The following is an 18,653-nucleotide window of genomic DNA, read 5'->3' as shown; positions in this document are numbered from 1 at the left end:
TAAGATATTATAATTGATAATAATCTTATTCTTCTTCTTTATTTTCTTCTTCTTCGTTGTCGTCATTTTCTTCGCCAACGCGTTCTGGTTCTTCAGTAGCTGCTTCGCCTTCCATAGCTTCTACTTCTTCTTCAGTAGGTTCATCTGTTGGAGGAACTACTGTTACGATAGATTCTTCAGGATCGTTTTCGATAGTGAAGTCACCAGAAACTTTAATGTCAGCTACAGAATAGCTATCGTTGATATTTAATTCAGTGATATCAACTTCGATTGATTCTGGGATATTATCTGGAGTAGCAGTTACTTGTAAGTCGAATAATGGTTGTTCAACTACGCCGCCTTCTTTAGCGCCTACTGCTTCACCAACTAATTGAACTGGTACTTCTACAGTACGTTCTTCAGTCATGTTAATAGCTAAGAAGTCGATATGAGTGATTTGGTTTTTCAATGGATCGTATTGGTAATCTGATACCATTACTTTGATTGATTTAGAACCAACACCTAATTCGATAACACCGTTACGTCCTACTTCACGGATAACTTTGATAAATTCAACTTCATCAACTTTAACTGAAGTATTTTTTGTTCCGTAACCATATACAACTGCAGGTACTTTACCAGCATTTCTAAGTTGTTTAAGGTCAGAACGAGTTTGTTTACCTTGACGGATGATTGACTTTAATGAAGTCATTCTATTTCCACCTTTCATCTTTCGCTCTTTTAATGAGCTCCTCACTTACCCATCAACATCAATCGTTGCTTGTAAGTGTTTATTTATTCGTATAATCACGAACGAATGTATTATACACGCTTAAAACATTTTCGTCAAACGCATTTAACAATTTTAGTCGAATAATACACTAACTGATTCTCTTTCATATACACGAATAATAGCTTTACTAATTAAACCTGCAACTGAAAGTTCTTTCGTATTTGTTGGTTTACGACTTTCTTCTAATTGAATTGAGTTCGTAACGATTAATTCTTTAATTGCTGAATTTTCGATACGTTCTTTAGCTGGACCTGATAATACAGGGTGTGTACAACATGCATATACTTCTTTAGCACCTTTATCTTTAAGTGATTGAGCTGCTAACGTAATTGTACCTGCTGTATCAATAATATCATCAATAATGATGGCTGTTCTTCCTTCAATATCGCCCACAATGTTCATTACTTCAGCCACATTTGGTTTTGGACGACGTTTATCAATAATAGCAATTGGAGTTTTTAAAATGTCTGCCAATTTACGTGCTCTCGTTACACCACCATGGTCAGGTGAAACAACAACACATTCTTCTGGATTAATAGCAGGATCATTTTGGAAATGTTGCGCTAAAATAGGTACACCCATTAAATGATCAATTGGAATATCAAAGAAACCTTGGATTTGTGGCGCATGTAAATCTAATGCGATCATGCGATTTGCTCCTGCAGTTTCGATTAAGTTTGCTACTAATTTAGCAGTAATAGGTTCACGACTACGTGCTTTTCTATCTTGACGAGCATAACCGTAATAAGGCACTACGATGTTAATATTTGCCGCCGATGCACGTTTACAAGCATCAATCATAATAAGTAATTCCATTAGATGTAGATTAACTGGGTATGAAGTAGGTTGGATGATAAAAACATCACAACCACGGATACTTTCTTCTATATTGATTTGAATTTCTCCATCACTGAAACGTTTTACAGAACATTTTCCTAATTCAATACCTACATGGTCTGCTACTTCCTGTGCTAAAGGTTCATTACTTTTAAGTGAAAAAATCTTTAGCGATGAATTCTTATATTCATTATTTAACATTTATAGTCCTCCAATTATTTACTTACACATCTACTATTATATAGAAAAATAAACTTGATTACTATGACAAAAGTCTAAATCCTATGTTTACATATTCATTTCAATTATTTCTTATCGTTGTTTAAATAGCCCTCTTTATTTACTTGTCTTGCTCTCGCTAATGCTAAACTTTCATTTGGAATATCATCAGTTATCGTTGAACCAGCAGCTATTAATGAATGATCACCTACTGTTACTGGAGCAACTAAATTGGTGTTACAACCGATAAAGGCATCTTTTCCAATAATCGTTTTAAATTTATTCACGCCATCGTAATTAACGGTAATAGAACCACAACCGATATTCGTACGTTCGCCTATTTCGGCATCGCCAATATAACTTAGATGTGACACTTTAGAACCATCTTTAAGTTCAGCTTTTTTCACTTCTACAAAGTTACCTACTTTAACTTCTGCACCTAATTGAGAACCTGGTCTTAATTGTGCAAATGGGCCTACATTCGTATATTTGCCTACTTGAGACTCATTGATGACTGATTGTTTAATATTTGCATAAGAATCAATGACACTGTCATTAATTTCTGAATATTGACCAATCTTAACTTCTTCACCAATTACAGTTTTACCATTAATTCTGACACCGGGTTCAATTATTGTATCCATACCTATTTTTACATCAGGTCCAATAAACGTACTTGCTGGATCAATAATTGTAACCCCATTTCTCATATGAAATAGATTTAAGCGCTTTTGTAATGCTTTCTCAGCTTGACTTAGCATGACTCTATCATTTACGCCAATAATTTCTTCAAAGTCATCTGTATGATATGTACTTGCTTTACCATTATCTTTAAGAATTAAAGAAATGACATCAGGTAGATAATATTCTTGTTGCACATTATCATTCTTAACTTGATCTAATTTTTCAAATAAGGTTTTATTATCAAATGCAAAGATACCTGAACTAATTTCAGTAATTGCTTTTTCTTCGTTGTTAGCGTCTTTTTCCTCTACTATTCTCAATAATTGTCCTTCGTTATCTTTAATTACTCTTCCATAACCTTTTGGGTCATTAGCTGTAGCTGTTAAAACAGTAGCTTTGGATTGGGATGATTCATGTTGTTCGATTAAAGATTTTAGTGTTTCAGCTGTGATAAGTGGTGTATCTCCACACACAACCAATGTTGTACCCTCGTTACTTCTTAAATGCTCTTCTGCCATTTTCACTGCATGTGCTGTACCAAGTTGTTGATCTTGATAGCTATACAATGATTGATTACCTAATGTTTCTTTCACACTTTCAGCACCGTGTCCAACGATTGTTATAAGCTGGTTCACGCCTGATTGTTGAACATTATTAACTACATGTTCAATCATTGATTTGCCAGCAATTTCATGTAGCACTTTATATTTTTTTGATTTCATTCTTGTGCCCTTGCCTGCTGCCAATATTATCGCATGTCTTTGCATGAATGCTAACCCTCCATAAAATATACACTTCTCTACTATTATAATTTAACCGCTATCACTCTTTCAACATATAACCTATTTAGATGAAATACTTATTATGTGCTATTCACTTACAAAACCATGAATAATTTACTTAATGTTAGTTGTTATGGTGTTGATTTTAATGCTTAAATTTTTAAGTAAGTTCAAATGATTAAAACATTTAATGAAGAGGGACAAAATATACTTGAAAGTAAAAGTTATATTTTAAAAGTAGTCCTAAAAACAAAAACAGAGTCCACATAGTGTAATATGTTGACTCTGTAAAATATGTTTATATTTAAGCTTCGTCAGATTCATCTGATGTTGCATTTTTATCAGGAATGACTTCATCAGTTTCATCATATACTTTCATCACTGCATCTTGAATTTCTTGTCTCATTTCTGAGTTAATTGGATGCGCGATGTCGCGGAATTCACCATCTGGTGTACGTTTACTTGGCATTGCGACAAAAAGACCTGAGTTTCCTTCAATCACACGTAAGTCATGGATTACAAACGCCTCGTCTAATGTGATAGAAACAAGCGCCTTCATTCTACCATCTGTATCTATTTTTCTAAGTCTAACATCTGTCACTTTCATGTAGTGAGCCCCCCTAGTATATCTTTGTTTTATTAGAAGCTTGACAATTGCTCAAAAGAAAATTATATCCTTTATTTAACTTTACTAATTAATTCTATTTCTACTTTAACATCTTTAGGTAGTCTAGCTACTTCTACACAGCTACGTGCTGGTTGATGTTTATCGAAATAACTTCCATATACCTCATTTATATATTGGAAATTATTCATATCAGAAATAAAAATAGTTGTTTTAACAACATTATCTAAATCTGAACCTGCTTCTTTAAGTACCACAGATAAATTTTCTAAAACTTGTTTAGTTTGTTCTTTTACATCATCACTGACAATTTCTCCCTCTAAATTAAGTGGGATTTGACCTGATGTATAAACAAGTCCATTTACTACTGTAGCATGTGAATAAGGTCCTAATGCTTCTGGTGCTTTATTTGTGTTAATTATTTCCATGATGTAATTCGCTCCTTTAAGAAAATTTAGACAAGCTATTGCCTGGTTCTACTTTAAATTCCTGATTATATTCGTCAACATCTGATAGTCTTACCAAGGAAGTATAATCTTCTATTAACCTTTGTTTTACTTCTTTCGATTCTACGAGTACTGATACCCCTTTTACGTGTGCTTTAAACTCATTCATTAAATTCATAACACCGTTGATTGAGCCACCTGCTCTCATAAAATCATCGACGACAAGTACATTAGAATTTTCAGCTAATGTACGCTTAGATAATACCATTGTTTCTATTTTTCTAGACGATCCTGAAACATAATTGATAGAAACTGTAGAACCTTCTGTTACTTTATTATCTTTTCTAATAACTACTACAGGTAAATTTAATACGTTTGCTACTGCATTAGCAAGCGATATACCTTTCGTAGCAATCGTGACTACAGCATCTAGTTGTTCGTTCATATAAATACTCGCTATCAATTTACCTACCTTATTTAATAATGTAGGGTTTCCGACTAAGTCTGATAAGAATAAATAACCGCCTGGCAACAATCTATCTTTCTCATCTAGTAATGAAATAACTTCATTTACAACTTCAGTCGCTTCTTCCTTACTCATCATCGGTTTATATGTTACGCCTCCACTTGCTCCTGCTGTAGTCGTAACTGTTCCCAATGCTTCTTTTTGAAATGTACTTTTAATAATTTGTACATCCTCACTAATCGAAGATTTTGCCTGTTCAAACTTATCTACGAAAAATGTTAAAGGAATCAATTTATTCGGGTGGTTCATCAAATATTGTGTCATAAACACAATTCGTTCACTTCTTTTATACCTCATCATTTCAACCCTTCTATCCTAATAATCTAACTAAATATACTTCGTTACAACATCCGTTTACAGCATTATAAATATTTTTGGCTTGGCTTTCTTTTTGTGCTAAACCATAAACTGTTGGTCCACTACCACTCATCAAAGCTCCGTCTGCACCACATTGCAACATATTTTCTTTTATCTTTTTAATTTCTGGGTGCATCTCCATCGAAATAGGTTCTAATCTATTAGATAAACTGGCGCATAACTTGTCATAGTCCGAAAATTTTAACGCTTCTATACAATCTTGAGTATATACTTCATGACTATAATTTAAATCCAACGCTTTAAATACATCTGGTGAAGAAATGCCAATATTCGGCTTTGCTAATACAACCCAGGCAGAAGGTGGTTTGTTTAAAAATGACACCTTTTCACCTCGACCAGTACAATAAGCAGTCTTGTTATATATACAAAATGAAACATCAGTTCCAATTTTGTTACCTAATGTACACAGTTCATCCAAAGATATATTTAAATTATATAAACGATTCATACCTCTCATAGTGGCAGCTGCATCTGCTGAACCACCTGCTAAGCCAGCTGATACCGGAATATCTTTATCAATCGTAATTGTCACGCCTTGTTTCAAATCATATGTTCTTGTCATTAATTCAGCAGCTTTATATGCTAAATTCTTATGATCATCGGTTACAAAATTATGTTCGATTTCAACCACAATTTTGTTATCTTTTCTCTTTTGAAAAGAAAGTCGATCATTTAAATCAACTGTAGTCATAATCATCTCAATCTCGTGATAGCCATCTTCTCTTTTAAAAAGTGTATCGAGCGTAAAATTTATTTTGGCAGGTGCCGTTTCATATATCATTTTTCCGCCCTCTCTTCGTAATCTTAATAAGATGATTTTAACATAAAGGACTAAAAGATTTGATAGTTAATGTTCATTTTTTTCATAAATAATTATATCAATCATTCTTAGAATATATTAAAAATGAATTAAATCAATGATTATCAATAATTCATCTTCACTTATTTAAAATTTAAGAAAGTATTTTAAGATTTAAAACAAAAAAAGAGTATTGAACATCTCGCTCAATACTCACCTTAATATGATATAAAACTTAAAATGATAGTGTAGTCATAACTACAACTATATTATTATGTCTATTTAGTGTGCAATTGCTTCTTGATGATTATCTTCTTCAAATGAAACTTGTACGTTCTCTGTTAACACATCAGTATATGTATAAGATACTCTTTCGAAGTTATGCTTATCTTGGTCTAGTTCAACAACAAATACTGATGGGTATGTCTCTTTTAACACACCAGAACGTTCGATTGTTTTCTTACGACCACCATTGGCTTTAAGTACAATACGATTTCCTAAATGACAATCAATAGAATTTTTGATGTCCAAAATTGATTTTGGCATATTGCTCCACCTCGCTACAAGTGTTATATTACCATGTTTGTAGCGTTTTTGTCAAATAAAACTAAAATTTTATCAAGGTACGAAAGCTTTGTCAACAATTTAATTTACTAATTCTGGAAAATTATCCATTTCTTTATATAACATAGCAAAATCTTGAATTGACAATGTTTCTCCGCGTCGTCTAGGATCGATACCAGCTTTTTCTAACCAATTTAATATACTTTCTTTATGCTGTTTACCATCTTTAAAGAAATTTTGATAATTATTATTAATCGTTTTACGACGTTGTGCAAATGCGGCCTTTGCTAGCTTGAAGAATGCTTCTTCATCATCAACATCTACTAATGGTGTTTCTCTTTGCATTAACTTAACCACAATAGAGTCTACATTGGGTGGTGGCATAAATACTGTTTTAGGAACTGTAAGTACTTTACTTGTTTCTGTATAGTATTGCGTCACAATAGATAACGAACCGTATGCTTTAGTACCTACTTCAGCATTCAAACGTTCGCCGACTTCTTTTTGCATCATCACAACATATCCATCGATAGGTATGTCTTGTTGCATTAAATTAAGTAATATAGGTGTCGTTATATAATATGGTAAATTAGCAACGACCATAATTTTATCACAATCGTTTAAGTGTTCACTAACCGCCGATGCAATATCCGCTTTCAAAATATCTTCGTTAATAATCGTCACATTATCATATGGCGCTAACGTCTCTTTGAGTACAGGTATAAGTCGATGATCAATTTCAAATGACATGACTTTCTTAGCATGTTTCGCTAATTGTTCTGTCAGAGAACCCATTCCAGGTCCAACCTCTATGATGCCTGTACTTTTATCAATATTACTAGCATCAATAATTTTGTTAATTATATTTACATCGATAAGAAAGTTTTGACCTAAACTTTTCTTAAAATCAAATCCATATTGATTTAATAATGCTCTTGTTCGCGATGGCGTTGCTATATCTTTATGATCCATATCATCATTCACTTCCCTTATCTTCATTTAATGCTTGTCTTACATCATCTTCATTATACCCAAAGGCATTTAATTTTTTTAATAATTGTTTACCATTCGAATGTCCAATATGTAATTTTCGGCCTAAGATTTCACGTCTTCTTCGTGCATCCTTACCTATAATTAGTCCTAATTCTATGAGCACACTTTTATCAATAGATTCTTCAGCTTCTTCAAATGGAGAACTTACGTACATGAGTGCCTCTCTTATATCCTCAACTTGAGCATGTTCAACACCTATTTTGCCTCTTTTATTTTTAGCCTTTTCTCTATCAATATAAGCATGTTTTACTCCAGGGACACGGTCCTTAATTGTGTTTCTAATTTTATCCCCAGGAAAATCTGGATCAGTTAGTATAATCACACCGCGTGTTTCTTGCGCTTGTTTAATAACAGCGATGACCTCTTCATCTACTGCGCTACCATTTGTTTCAATTGTATCGCATTCAACTGCAGATTTTACACGTTGTGTGTCGTCCCTGCCTTCTACTACTATAAATTCATTTATTTTCATATTTTAATTCCTTCTTCAAAAGTAATTAACTGTAAGCTCTTTATATTTTAACAAAATATGATTAATCACACTGCCTTCAGTCTTAATTTAATAAAAACTGAGAAAGATATCCAATGAAATGATACCTTTCTCAGTTTAACAATTATGCTTTATTTAACTTAAATAATCTTTCAGCATTTTCAGTTGTTTGCTTACAAACTTCTTCATAAGTCATATCGCGTAATTCTGCAATTTGTTGCGCTACTAATGTCACGCGTTGTGGTTCATTACGTTTACCTCTGTATGGATGAGGAGATAAATATGGTGCATCCGTTTCAACTAATAGTCGATCCATAGGCACGTGTTGAGCTACTTCTTTAGGTTGTTTTGCATTCTTAAATGTCACTGGACCACCTAATGAAACGTAGAAATTTAATTTATTGATAACAACATCAGCAATTTCTGGTGATGCACTAAAACTATGCATAATACCGCCAACTTCTTCAGCGTGTTCTTCCATTAAAATATCCACACAATCTTGTGTCGCTTCACGATTATGAATAATAATTGGTAATTTCACACGTTTAGCTAAAGCAATTTGCTTTCTAAATACTTCTTTTTGAACATCGGCAGGTGATTTATCCCAATGATAATCTAGACCCATTTCTCCAATACCAATTATTTTCGGATGTTTTGCTAAGTTTTCAATCCACTCTAATCTTTCTTCTGTACAATCAATTGCGTCTACAGGATGCCAACCGATAATACCATAGATGAATTCATATTGGTCTATTAACTCCATCGTACGTTCAATTGTAGGTGTATCAAACCCTACAACGAACATGCGATCAACACCATCTTCTCTAGCACGAGTAATGACATCTTTTAAATCTTCATCATATTGTTCATCATTTAAATGAACGTGTGTATCAATTAACATGATTATCCCCCTATTTAATAGAATATCTTACTTAACGATTGCACCATTTGGAATAGCATTAGGTAAGCTAATAAGTGTTAAGACACCATCTTTTTCAGCTGATAAAATCATACCTTCTGATTTTTGTCCCATTAATTTCGCTGGTTTTAAATTAGTAACTACTGCTACTTTTTTACCAATGATATCTTCTGGACGATAAAATTTAGCAATACCTGATACTATTTGTCTTTGTTCATTATCTAAATCTATTTGAATTTTTAATAGTTTATCTGATTTTTTAACATTTTCTGCATCAACAATTGTTGCAGCTTTAATTTCTACTTTATCAAAATCTTTAATATCAATAATATCTTTACTTGGAACTGATTCTTGTTCTGTTGATTTTGGTGGTTGCATTGATTCTTTAATATATGCAATTTCCGCTTCAGTATCTAGTCTTGGGAAAATTGGTGTTGGTTTAGCTGTAACAGTAATAGGTTCAGTTAATGCACCGTATGTTTCTAAACTAGAGAATTCAGTTAGTTCTGGATTATTGATATTTAATTGTTTAAATATTTCTTTTGGTGCATGTGTAATGAATGGACGTAATAATACTGATGCAAAACGAATATTTTCAACTAAGTGTGCCATTACATTACCAAGCATGTCTTTTTGGCTTTCATCTTTAGCTAAAACCCAAGGCGTTGTTTCATCAATATATTTATTAGTACGACTAATAAATTTCCAAACTGTTGATAAAGCAACTGAGAATTGTAAACTATCCATATTTTCATGGAATTCTTTAACTGTTTCCAATGCCATTGCTTCCATATCTTCATCTAATTCATGTTTAGGGCCTTGATATGCAGGTAGTTCTCCTTGGAAATATTTATTAATCATAGAAATAGTACGATTAACTAAGTTACCTAAGTCATTAGCTAAATCATAATTTGTTCTTTCAACAAATGCTTCTGGCGTGAATACGCCATCTGAACCAAATGGTAATTCTCTCATTAAATAATAACGAGTAGCATCTAGACCATAGCGATCAATCAGTACGTTAGGATCAACGACATTCCCTTTAGATTTACTCATTTTACCGTCTTTCATTAGAATCCAACCATGAGCAAATACCTTTTTAGGTAATGGTAAGTCTAAAGCCATTAGTAAAATTGGCCATATAATTGAATGGAATCGTACAATTTCTTTAGCCATTAAGTGTATATCAGCTGGCCAATATTTGTTAAATAATGTTTCATCATCTGATAAATAACCTAGGGATGAAATATAGTTTACAAGTGCATCAATCCATACATAAACCACATGTTTTGGATTTGAAGGTACACTAACGCCCCAATTAAATGATGTACGTGATACCGCTAAGTCTTCCAATCCTGGTTTAATAAAGTTATTAATCATTTCATTCTTTCTTGAAGGTGGTTGAATAAAGTCTGGATTTTGATCATAAAATTCTAGTAATCGATCAGTATATTTCTTAATATTGAAGAAATAACTTTCTTCTTTAACTAATTCTACTTCATGACCTGAATCTGGGCTTTTACCGCCAACAATTTTACCGTTTTCATATACTGGTTCCACAAGTTGTGATTCTGTATAATATGTTTCATCTGGTACAGAATACCAACCTTCATATTCACCAAGATAAATATCGCCTTGTTTTAATAAACGCTCAAATACTTTTTCAACGACTTGTTTGTGGCGTTCTTCAGTAGTTCGAATAAAATCATCATTAGAAATTTCTAATTTATCCCATAAGTTTTTAATTCCGGCAATCATTTCATCTAAATATTCTAATTCTGTTTTGCCGGCCTTTTGTGCTTTTTCTTGAATTTTTTGACCATGTTCGTCAGTACCTGTTAAATATCGAACATCGTAACCTTGCATTCTTTTATATCTAGCAATTACGTCACCTGCTACAGTAGAATATGCGTGACCTATATGCAAGTTGCCACTTGGATAATAAATTGGTGTTGTTATATAAAATGTATCTTTAGCCATCAATGGTCCTCCTCGTTTCTTACAAATTAAATGATATCTAAATTTATTTTGCTTTTCAATTGTGTACCGTTAGTACGTTTATTTACTCATTTCAAATATTTGTTACTAAACAATTGGTTAATATTATCTTTACTACAATACCATAATTTAAAGCATTATTGTGTTGAAACTCTCTATTATTTAATCGTTTATAATATGTGCTATCTATTTTTTAATATTGAGCTACTTTTAATCAATATGATGATAAATATTATAAATTTCGCTTGTTTTACTTTGTCGATCTTCTGCAACCATTTTAATAGCTGCTTTGGTTTTAACACTTTTTTCTTTTATATAATAATTCACATGTTCCGCGACAGACATATCTTCAAACCATAATGTTGAGATTTCAGCTTCAGCGCCCTCAATTAAGATTACAAATTCTCCCTTTAATGGAATATCATTGTTTTGCACCTTAGTCAATAAAGTTTCCACATCTGCTGTAACAATTTCCTCAAATTTTTTAGTTAACTCTCGTCCTAGTGAAACTTGGCGATGGTTATCAACTTTAGCAATGGATTTTAATGTATCTGTCACTCTGTGTGGAGATTCATATATAATAAGTGTACTATTTTGATACATACGTTCTGAAAGAATATTAACTTTATCTTTGTCTTTTCTAGGTAAAAAGCCTAAAAATGTATATGTAAAAGATGGTAATCCACTTGCCATTAATGCCGTTAAACCAGCATTCGGTCCTGGTATGGTTTCTACTTTAATATTCTGTTTTCGTGCTTCAACTACTAATTCATACCCAGGATCACTGATTAGCGGTAACCCTGCATCAGACACTAAAGCTATATTCAAACCTGATAATAATTGTTCTATCATATATTCAGTTTGTTGATCTTTATTATGTTCATGATAAGATTTCAAAGGTGTCTTAATCTCATAATGATTACATAGTTTACGTGTAACTCTTGTATCTTCACATGCAATTAAATCTACTTGATGGAGTGTATCTATTGCACGATAAGTAATGTCAGCTAAATTACCTATTGGCGTTCCGACTAAATATAATGTAGACATATTATCCCTCTTTAATCATTCTTAATTTCTTTTGTCTAGTGAAGGTCTTAATTTCATATTCACGTTTTAATGCTTCTGATTTGGTCGAATATGTTTCTTGATAAACTAACTCTACCGGACGTCTTATTTTTGTATATTTGGCACCTTTACCTTCATTATGTTTCGCTACACGTGCTTTTATATCTTTAGCATACCCTGTATATAGACTTCCATCTTTACATTTTACAATATAAACAAAATGTTTATCCATAATATATACCCTTCATTTCTTCTGAATACATCCCATCCTTTTGATAAATATAAAATGGGGGTGTAATATCCAAACCTTGATTTCCTGATTTTCTTCCTTCAACTAAAATGGTTTGAGCGTCTCTATCCAATTTACTATAAACTAATGTTAGACGTTTAGGTTCAATATTTGCGCGTCGCATTTCAGTTAGAACATCCATCATTCTTTCAGCTCTATGAACCATATATAATCTGCCACCTTGTTTCAATAAATGTCTAGCTGCCATTAAGCAATCTTCTAATTTACATAAGATTTCATGTCTAGCAATTTTATGAGCTTCCTTTTGATGTTGATGTAATTGATTTTCTTTAAAATATGGTGGATTACATGTAACAACAGAATATTGAGATGGTTTAAAATGTTGGAATACACTTTTGACATCCATTTGATGCATATAAAGTCGACCGTCTAGTTGATTATATTTAAAACTTCGTTGAGCCATATCTACAAGTTGTGGTTGAATTTCAATGCCTTCAATAGGTTGATTACCTTTATATGATAGAAGTAATGGTATTACGCCATTTCCTGAACATATATCTATGACTTTATCTTTTTTCCTAATTTCTGCAAAATCACCTAGTAACAATGCATCAGTTGAAAAGGAAAATACATCATCATTTTGAATTATTTTTAAGTTTTCTTTGATTAGTGAATCTAACCTCTCATTATCCTTTAGCATTTATCTTTCTCCTAAAAAAGGGACGCTGTTATATCGTAGTAATTCATTGTCTACTCATAACACATCCCTATCGTCTTTCTAATATCAAAAATGTTTAATCACTTAATACATTTAAACATAATAAGCAATCTTCACCATGTCTATGTTTACCAAATAACTCACCTTTGCAAATATGAAATCCTTCTTTATATAACATTGCTAAGTTATCTTTACTAGGTAGTGGTTTTTTTACATTTTTAGTTTGGTGTGAGTTAACAGTTTCTGAATTTGAACTTTCACTCTTATCCATTAATTGTTTTAAATTATCATTTTCTACTTGAAGCGCTACATTTTCTTCAACAAGTGCTACTGCTAAATCTTTTAAATCAGACATATCCTCATTAAGTTGATTCATATTTGTTTCTAAGCGCATCAATTTTTCAAATAACTCATTCCGATTCAAAGGTGGTTAAACCTCCTTAATTAAATGCTTCAATTTCTTCCATTTTATATTCTAACGGTTGCTCCATGCCTTCTACTTTAACTTGCATGGATATATCTAAAATATTCAATCCAACAACTTGGCCATTACCATCTGGCGTTTCAATTGAATCACCTACATCTGGTAATTGGGCACGTGCTTCTTCATAATAGTCATTCTCATATTTTAAACAGCACATTAAACGTCCACATGCACCAGATATTTTGGCGGGATTTAACGATAAGTTTTGATCTTTAGCCATTTTTATGGATACTGGTTCAAAATCTCCTAAAAATGTAGAACAACAAAGAGAACGACCACACGGACCTATGCCACCTAATAATTTAGCTTCGTCGCGTACTCCAATTTGTCTTAATTCGATTCTCGTTTTTAAATTTTGTGCTAATACTTTAATTAACTTTCTAAAATCAATACGATCATCTGCAGTGAAATTGAATATAACTTTTGATTTATCTAACGTGTATTCACAGTTTACTAATCTCATATCCAATCCCTGTTGACTTACTACATCTTTGCATAATGCTAATGCCTCTTCGGCATCATCTGCATTACTATAGTATGTGTCTATATCTTGTTGTGAAGCTACTCTCATAACTTCTTTCAATGGAAGAGTTACATCACCTTCATCAACTGATCGTGTCGGCATTTTAACCAATCCGATTTCTATACCACGTTTAGATTCTACTACTACCCAATCATCTTTTTTAATCTGTAAATCCTTAGGCGCATAATATTCTAATTTCCCAGCCTTTTGAAACTGTACTCCTATTACATCTGGCATCTATCTCACACCTTTAATCACTATTTGTTCAAATACAAGTGTTGGGTTTACATTTTGATTTAACTTTTTATGTGCTTCTGTTAATTGATCGTACATCAATATAAGTTGGTTATATGTTAAATGTTTTGCATATTTTTCTATCTCAACACTTAGGTCGCTAAATATATATTCACTATTCATTTCTACTTTTGCATGCATAATATCCTCAAAAAATCCATTCACTGAAGCTAACGTTAATAACTGTAATTTACGGTTTTTAGCCTGTTTCAATAAATCAATAATACCAATCAAGGCCATTGAACGATTTGATAATAATAATTCACACCATCTAACGATACTCTTTCTTAAACTCACAAGATCATATTCTTCATTTAAATTGAATGCAGTTTCTGCTTGAGTCGTGAAAGTACTTAACATTTCAGCAACTGGACGTGATATTGACTGCTCAACTAAATAATCAATGAATTGTCCTTTATCAATAGGTTTAAAATAAACATGTTGGCATCTTGAATGTATAGTATCTAAAATCTGTTCCGGCTTTGTAGATAATAATATTGCAATCGTATTTTGAGGTGGTTCCTCCAAGAATTTTAATATACTATTTTCACCTTGAACAGTTAATTTTTCAAAATCTTCAACAATATAAACTTTATACTCATCTTCTATAGGTAGTTGATTCATATGATGAACAAGTTGTTCGATAGCTTCCTTTTTTATGGTACTTTCTTCACTAGAGACATACAAAAAATCAGGATGGTTGAATGTACTAACTTTAACCTTGCACTGTTCATTATCTTTACATAAAATCATCTTAGCAAAGTTCATAGCAACATTTTGCATAGATTGTGCATCATCGCCTTCGAATAGATAAGCATGCGATAATTTATTCGAATCATATGCATTGGTTAATTGCTGTTGTTCATCCATTTAGATATCTCTCCTATATCTTCTTATATAAAAAGACTGCTAAAAAAGCAGTCTCAAATTGTTAAATACTTTTTGTTGAAACTAATAAATAAAATTAAAACACAACATTATCTACATATGCTTAATTCGGGGATGATATAAAAAGTAAATAGTCATACCCCTATTTTATTAGTTCGATTTAAAATTGATGGAATGCTTCAATAGGCATTACAAATACCGTAGCACCGCCAACTTCAACTTCTACTGGATATGGTATGTAAGAATCTGCACTACCACCCATTGGTGTAATTGGTGATACTAGTTGTTCTCTATTACCACATGTATTATTAATCACTGATAATAAGTCGTCTACACGGTCATCATTGACCCCACATAAAAACGTCGTATTTCCAGCTTTTAAAAACCCACCTGTTGTTGCTAATTTAGTTGCTCTAAAATCATTTTTGACAAGTTGGTCTGAAAGTTCTTGGCTGTCTTGGTCTTGGACGATTGCTATAATCATCTTCATTTTTATAACACCTCTTTCAATTATTATATCACAATTATTTTAAATATTTGATGATAGATTTGTATGTAGCTGCAACAACTTCATCGAGAGGTTGATCAGCGTCTATTTGAACAAAACGTTGTGGTTCATTTTCTATTATTTGATGATAGCCCTCAATCACTTTTTCATGAAAATCAATATCTTCTTGATCCAAACGATTTTGACTTCTACTGTTTTTTAAAATTCTTTCCCGACCTACTTCGGCAGAAACATCTAAATATATTGTTAAATCTGGATATAATCCATTAATTGCGAATTCATTTAAAGACTTTACCTCTTCAATACCAATACCTCTAGCATATCCTTGATAAGCTAATGAACTATCGATATATCTATCACACAAAACAATCTGTTTATTTTTTAATGCTGGAATCACTTTTTCTACTAGATGTTCACGTCTTGATGCTGCAAAAAGCATTGCTTCAGTACGAATATCCATGTGGTTGCCTTCTAGCACGACTTTTCTTATCTCTTCACCCGTTGGTACGCCACCTGGTTCACGAGTTGAAATAACATCGTAAGTTTGAGCCAACTTTTTTGCTACTTCTTTTATAACTGTAGTTTTACCTGAACCTTCTGGCCCTTCAAATGTTATAAATGCTGACATTTTTATTCATCCTTAATTAAAATTTGATTATCTTTTATACCTTCAACTTTCATATTTGATTGTTGATATTGATTCATCAATTTTATCATATTTTCAGTGATTTTTTCTCCTTTAAACAAAATCGGAACACCAGGTGGATATGGTATTATGTGACGTGCTAAACGGTATTCTAATGAATCATTAATATCTATCCATTTAACATCATTATAAAATATAGGGACAAACTCTCCGCATTCAGTCATAAGTTCAGGATAAAAGTGGCTCACTTGCTTAATATCGGGTAATAACATACTGTTTATTTTTTCTAATAATATATTAAATGGATATTCGTCTCCTTGATGCCATAGTGGTAATACAAATAAAACTTGGTAATCATCGGCTAATTCTACGTAAATATGTTCCTTTTCAAACCAGTTTTGTATGTCATATCCAGAATAACCAGGATATGTAATCAACATTTTCAATGGATCATCAACATCATTTACAATGAATCCTTTATTCTCTAGAGAGCTCAGTAATAATTTCCTCTTTTCAAAAAAGATATCACTTTGATATTCTTCATAAAATGTATGTGCCATTTCTAAACTTGCCATAACAAGATATGAAGGACTAGATGTTTGAAAATATGATAAATATTGTTTGATTTCTTCTTTATGTGGCGCATCTTTATGTATATAAAGTATTGATCCCATCGTTAGTGCTGGTAATGTTTTATGATATGACTGGACTACATAATCCGCTCCATAATTTAACGAAGAAGTTGGAAAACCTTTCAAATCGAAATGAGCGCCATGTGCTTCATCAATTAATACTGGAATATGTTTTGAATGTAGAAGCTCAATGTCAGATTGGATATCATAAGTTTCACCATAGTAATTAGGATATGTCATAATAGCTAATTTCTGATTATTTAAGTCTAAATCTTGTAACTGTGGAGACAAGTAATGATGTGATGTCGAACTTACTTTCATTTTTGTAAATTTAGCTTTTTGATGGGCTAACTCTAATCCATGAAAAACAGATTTATGTACGTTTCTAGGTATTAAATATTCACCACTTTGATGCGCTAATGCTTGTATTACAGACAAAATACCAGACGTCGTACCATTAATTAATAGATAAGCGTTATAATCTTGATGTTTATTGAATTGCGCCATGCTATCTAAAATAATTTCTTCTGGATGATGTAAATCATCTAATCCACTTATTTCAGTCATATCCATTTTAAAATCTAAGTTTTTTAATAGACCAATTGTCATATTTTTATGTCCAGGAACATGCATTGAAATACTTTGGTGTGATATTAAATTTTTTAATTGATTGGAAATAGGTTGATTCAAATCATCACTCTTTTCACTATAATTAATTTATACGATTATCTTATATGAGATAAATCATCATCTTGTTGGTTGACCCAATTTCTTTTTAACAATCCCATGACATAACAATCTCTATATTCGCCCCTTGTATAAAAGTGCTCTTTTAATTCACCTTCAATTTCAAAGTTGTTACTTTTATATATGTGCACTGCTTTTTCATTTTTAACATCTACATAGAGATATACCTTGTGCATATTAAGTACTAAAAATGCATAATCTATTGCCATCTTAAACGCTTTTTTAGCGTACCCTCTATTCGCAAATTGAGGATCTACTATAATTAACACCTCGCATGTTCTATGTATAAAATTAATTTCCAATAACTCAACAACACCGATAGATTGTTGGTTTTCTTCAATTACAAAACGTCTTTCAGATTCATCTAAAATATGCTTTTGGTAAAGTGATTCTAGTTCACTTAATGATTGATAGGGTTCCTCAAACCAATAAGACATAATTGAATACTCGTTATTCAAGTTATGTAAATACTGTAAATCTGTTTTTTCTAAAGCTCGTATAATCATCTCTATAGCACTCCTTTAGTACGATATTATTGAATTTTATGTTAAATGTAAATCATTTCATAATAAAAAAGGAAGTTAAGCAACGTTTTATTGCTCGACTTCCATTGGCATTATACTCTATTAAGTTTATGATTCACTAGTTGACGATTTAAAGCACTTCACTTTTTATGTATAAAAAAAAGAGACCTTACGGTCTCAATGCGGCTCATCGCATCCTATCATTTGCCTGGCAACGTCCTACTCTAGCGGAACGTTAGTCCGACTACCATCGGCGCTAAGGAGCTTAACTTCTGTGTT

The 18,653-nt window shown here is 32.1% G+C and carries 22 protein-coding genes; all 22 read right to left on the bottom strand.

The window, feature by feature from the left end:
- Positions 1 to 25 precede the first annotated feature (25 nt).
- A complete protein-coding gene (locus Q4528_RS11810) occupies positions 26 to 691 on the bottom strand; it encodes a 50S ribosomal protein L25/general stress protein Ctc (RefSeq protein ID WP_017638139.1) in 666 nt (221 codons plus the stop codon).
- 153 nt (positions 692 to 844) lie between these two features.
- Complete coding sequence (locus Q4528_RS11805) at positions 845 to 1,810, bottom strand: ribose-phosphate diphosphokinase (RefSeq protein ID WP_303521701.1); 966 nt, start codon at positions 1,808 to 1,810, stop codon at positions 845 to 847.
- A 104-nt stretch (positions 1,811 to 1,914) separates the two neighbouring features.
- On the bottom strand, positions 1,915 to 3,279 hold the full coding sequence (gene glmU / locus Q4528_RS11800; RefSeq protein WP_046467531.1) for a bifunctional UDP-N-acetylglucosamine diphosphorylase/glucosamine-1-phosphate N-acetyltransferase GlmU: 1,365 nt from the start codon (positions 3,277 to 3,279) through the stop codon (positions 1,915 to 1,917).
- A gap of 319 nt (positions 3,280 to 3,598) precedes the next feature.
- Positions 3,599 to 3,901: a septation regulator SpoVG gene (spoVG, locus tag Q4528_RS11795; RefSeq protein ID WP_029056247.1), complete on the bottom strand. Its 303-nt coding sequence runs from the start codon at positions 3,899 to 3,901 to the stop codon at positions 3,599 to 3,601.
- A gap of 71 nt (positions 3,902 to 3,972) precedes the next feature.
- Positions 3,973 to 4,347, bottom strand: coding sequence for a RidA family protein (locus Q4528_RS11790; protein WP_017638143.1), 375 nt, complete (start codon positions 4,345 to 4,347; stop codon positions 3,973 to 3,975).
- Between the two features lie 16 nt (positions 4,348 to 4,363).
- Positions 4,364 to 5,188 (bottom strand): pur operon repressor, encoded by an 825-nt coding sequence (purR, locus tag Q4528_RS11785; protein ID WP_026083525.1) that lies wholly within the window; start codon positions 5,186 to 5,188, stop codon positions 4,364 to 4,366.
- Positions 5,189 to 5,201: 13 nt separating this feature from the next.
- Positions 5,202 to 6,050: a 4-(cytidine 5'-diphospho)-2-C-methyl-D-erythritol kinase gene (gene ispE, locus Q4528_RS11780; RefSeq protein WP_017638145.1), complete on the bottom strand. Its 849-nt coding sequence runs from the start codon at positions 6,048 to 6,050 to the stop codon at positions 5,202 to 5,204.
- 300 nt (positions 6,051 to 6,350) lie between these two features.
- Positions 6,351 to 6,614 carry a biofilm formation stimulator Veg gene (gene veg, locus Q4528_RS11775; protein WP_002451728.1) on the bottom strand — a complete coding sequence of 88 codons (264 nt, stop codon included), beginning with the start codon at positions 6,612 to 6,614 and terminating at the stop codon, positions 6,351 to 6,353.
- Between the two features lie 99 nt (positions 6,615 to 6,713).
- A complete protein-coding gene (gene rsmA, locus Q4528_RS11770) occupies positions 6,714 to 7,604 on the bottom strand; it encodes a 16S rRNA (adenine(1518)-N(6)/adenine(1519)-N(6))-dimethyltransferase RsmA (protein ID WP_017638146.1) in 891 nt (296 codons plus the stop codon).
- 4 nt (positions 7,605 to 7,608) lie between these two features.
- The gene (rnmV, locus tag Q4528_RS11765) at positions 7,609 to 8,157 is read right to left on the bottom strand and encodes a ribonuclease M5 (RefSeq protein WP_017638147.1); all 549 of its coding nucleotides are present in this window, start codon (positions 8,155 to 8,157) and stop codon (positions 7,609 to 7,611) included.
- A 142-nt stretch (positions 8,158 to 8,299) separates the two neighbouring features.
- Positions 8,300 to 9,076: a TatD family hydrolase gene (locus Q4528_RS11760; protein WP_017638148.1), complete on the bottom strand. Its 777-nt coding sequence runs from the start codon at positions 9,074 to 9,076 to the stop codon at positions 8,300 to 8,302.
- Positions 9,077 to 9,103: 27 nt separating this feature from the next.
- Positions 9,104 to 11,074 (bottom strand): methionine--tRNA ligase, encoded by a 1,971-nt coding sequence (gene metG, locus Q4528_RS11755; RefSeq protein ID WP_017638149.1) that lies wholly within the window; start codon positions 11,072 to 11,074, stop codon positions 9,104 to 9,106.
- Positions 11,075 to 11,302: 228 nt separating this feature from the next.
- Positions 11,303 to 12,142 (bottom strand): 16S rRNA (cytidine(1402)-2'-O)-methyltransferase, encoded by an 840-nt coding sequence (gene rsmI / locus Q4528_RS11750; protein WP_046467528.1) that lies wholly within the window; start codon positions 12,140 to 12,142, stop codon positions 11,303 to 11,305.
- A gap of 1 nt (position 12,143) precedes the next feature.
- Entirely contained in the window at positions 12,144 to 12,392 is a 249-nt protein-coding gene (locus tag Q4528_RS11745) for a GIY-YIG nuclease family protein (protein WP_017638151.1), read from the bottom strand.
- Positions 12,385 to 13,110, bottom strand: coding sequence for a tRNA1(Val) (adenine(37)-N6)-methyltransferase (locus Q4528_RS11740; RefSeq protein WP_046467527.1), 726 nt, complete (start codon positions 13,108 to 13,110; stop codon positions 12,385 to 12,387). Before Q4528_RS11740 ends, Q4528_RS11745 begins: the two co-directional genes overlap by 8 nt.
- A gap of 94 nt (positions 13,111 to 13,204) precedes the next feature.
- The gene (gene yabA, locus Q4528_RS11735) at positions 13,205 to 13,552 is read right to left on the bottom strand and encodes a DNA replication initiation control protein YabA (RefSeq protein ID WP_017638153.1); all 348 of its coding nucleotides are present in this window, start codon (positions 13,550 to 13,552) and stop codon (positions 13,205 to 13,207) included.
- Between the two features lie 16 nt (positions 13,553 to 13,568).
- On the bottom strand, positions 13,569 to 14,372 hold the full coding sequence (locus Q4528_RS11730) for a PSP1 domain-containing protein (RefSeq protein WP_303521699.1): 804 nt from the start codon (positions 14,370 to 14,372) through the stop codon (positions 13,569 to 13,571).
- Positions 14,373 to 15,299, bottom strand: a complete 927-nt coding sequence (locus Q4528_RS11725; protein WP_046467526.1) for a DNA polymerase III subunit — start codon at positions 15,297 to 15,299, stop codon at positions 14,373 to 14,375.
- Positions 15,300 to 15,477: 178 nt separating this feature from the next.
- Positions 15,478 to 15,807 (bottom strand): cyclic di-AMP receptor DarA, encoded by a 330-nt coding sequence (darA, locus tag Q4528_RS11720; RefSeq protein ID WP_002451717.1) that lies wholly within the window; start codon positions 15,805 to 15,807, stop codon positions 15,478 to 15,480.
- A 34-nt stretch (positions 15,808 to 15,841) separates the two neighbouring features.
- Positions 15,842 to 16,453, bottom strand: a complete 612-nt coding sequence (gene tmk, locus Q4528_RS11715; RefSeq protein WP_017638157.1) for a dTMP kinase — start codon at positions 16,451 to 16,453, stop codon at positions 15,842 to 15,844.
- 2 nt (positions 16,454 to 16,455) lie between these two features.
- On the bottom strand, positions 16,456 to 17,793 hold the full coding sequence (locus Q4528_RS11710; RefSeq protein ID WP_046467525.1) for an aminotransferase class V-fold PLP-dependent enzyme: 1,338 nt from the start codon (positions 17,791 to 17,793) through the stop codon (positions 16,456 to 16,458).
- A 35-nt stretch (positions 17,794 to 17,828) separates the two neighbouring features.
- The gene (locus tag Q4528_RS11705; RefSeq protein ID WP_017638159.1) at positions 17,829 to 18,356 is read right to left on the bottom strand and encodes a GNAT family N-acetyltransferase; all 528 of its coding nucleotides are present in this window, start codon (positions 18,354 to 18,356) and stop codon (positions 17,829 to 17,831) included.
- Positions 18,357 to 18,653 lie beyond the last annotated feature (297 nt).

This window comes from Staphylococcus pasteuri (assembly GCF_030547725.1).
Lineage (GTDB): Bacteria > Bacillota > Bacilli > Staphylococcales > Staphylococcaceae > Staphylococcus > Staphylococcus pasteuri.
Note: the sequence above shows the minus strand (reverse complement) of the source record. Positions and strands in the feature narration are given on the sequence as shown.